Source organism: Emticicia fluvialis (assembly GCF_024793945.1).
Taxonomy (GTDB): Bacteria; Bacteroidota; Bacteroidia; order Cytophagales; family Spirosomataceae; genus Emticicia; species Emticicia fluvialis.
In genome coordinates, this window is record NZ_JANUSD010000035.1 from 1 (window position 1) to 1,668 (window position 1,668).

The following is a 1,668-nucleotide window of genomic DNA, read 5'->3' on the forward strand; positions in this document are numbered from 1 at the left end:
TCCTGTTTTCCTCGCTGGGTCACCCAAAATTGATATGAAACAAATTAAGTAACTTTTCCTGTTCAGGTTTAGAGATATAAATTCTGCTATGAATCGTTTGCGAGAGTTGCGTTTTGAATGATACCTGATAAATTGTTTTTGTTATTTCTAAAGCTTGCTCAACACTCCATTCTGATTGTTTCTGTTTTAATTGTCTTTCCAGCTCTTTGAAAACCTTATAGGCACAAAATGCTATACAGATGTGTGCTTCTATCCGGTGTTGGATACGATGGTATATCGGCCTTATTCTTAAATCTGTCTTAGATATTCTAAAGGCTCTTTCAATCTGCCATAAATACCCATAGTTCTCTATTACTTCATCTTTAGAGAGTTTTGTATTGGTCATATATCCTTTGAGTCCATCCCACAGGGAATCTGCTGAATATTTTTCTTTGTCTATTGAGATTTGAATACTTCCTTCCAGTTTCAGGTATTTGTTATAACCTCTGTTGTTGATACTGGTTTTGGTTAGTTTACCTGATTTTATCTGCTTTTCCAGCTTGTCTAATCCCCGCTTGCGGTTGTGGGCATCTTTTTTTGACCTTGCGTCAGAATAACTGACTAAAAGTTTTACGTTTGCGTTTTTTTCAATAAACGCGCTCTCACCATTTTGGAGTCCAAGTGCTAATATCCTGTTTTTAATGGTCGGACTTTCGGTTTTAATCCTGGCTCCTAAAATATATTCATACCCCTTTTGCTGAAGTAGCTCCATATTGTTTGTTGAAAGCAGCCCTGCATCGGCTACCACAACCAGTTTATCTAATTTGTATTTTTCTTTAAATCTATCCAGAACAGGAAGTAAGGTATGCCCTTCAAACTTATTGCCTTCAAAAACTTCGTATGCTAATGGGTACCCACCCACACTTATGAGTAACCCTAAAATTATTTGCGGATGTTGATGCTTACCCTCTTTGGAAAAACCGGTAACTCTTAACTCATCGCCTTGTTCGGATTCAAAATACAAGGTCGTTACATCATAAAAAACAATATTTATCTGTCCATGCAGTACTTTGAGCGTATGGGCATAACTAATTTCTTGTATCTTGTTCTTTTGCTTGTGGTGCAACTTATCAAGATACCGATAAATCCGCTCTACGTCAACCATCTCATTCTTGTATCTGTATAGGTATTCTGTGGTCTTTAGTTTGCTTACAGGGTAAACCAGACGGGTAATAACCAGTTCACGGAACAGTGCATCTTTGATGACTCCAAACCCGATATCATCGAAAATCTTACCCACAATAAGTTCAGGGCCAACCAGATGAAAAGATTGTAAGGCTTGAAAATATTCAGCTACCAGAGCCGTCTCATTTTCAAAACTTAAAAATTGTTGGCCACCATATTGTAACACAAATTGTTTCCCTTCTTCAAATAGCTTTTCCACTGCTTGGCTATCAGAAGAACTGCCAATGGTTTTAACCAAAACAGATTTACCATCACGTTTTTCGATTACCTGAATGCTAATAACTCCGCTTCTATTTTTCTTCTTTCGGACAAACATCGCCTATAAAGATACGCTGGGTCACCCAAATAAAAAATACAACTAATCATAAATGCTTGCTAGTCAGTTAATTAAAAATATTTCCTGCAAAAATCCAAGCACTTTTTGAAAAACCGAGGAAAACAGGA

The 1,668-nt window shown here is 37.0% G+C and carries 1 protein-coding gene; it reads right to left on the reverse strand.

Features of this window, described 5'->3' with window-relative positions:
• Positions 1–19: 19 nt before the first annotated feature.
• Complete coding sequence (locus NZ848_RS21450) at positions 20–1,540, reverse strand: IS1634 family transposase (protein ID WP_449240110.1); 1,521 nt, start codon at positions 1,538–1,540, stop codon at positions 20–22.
• Positions 1,541–1,668: the final 128 nt, after the last annotated feature.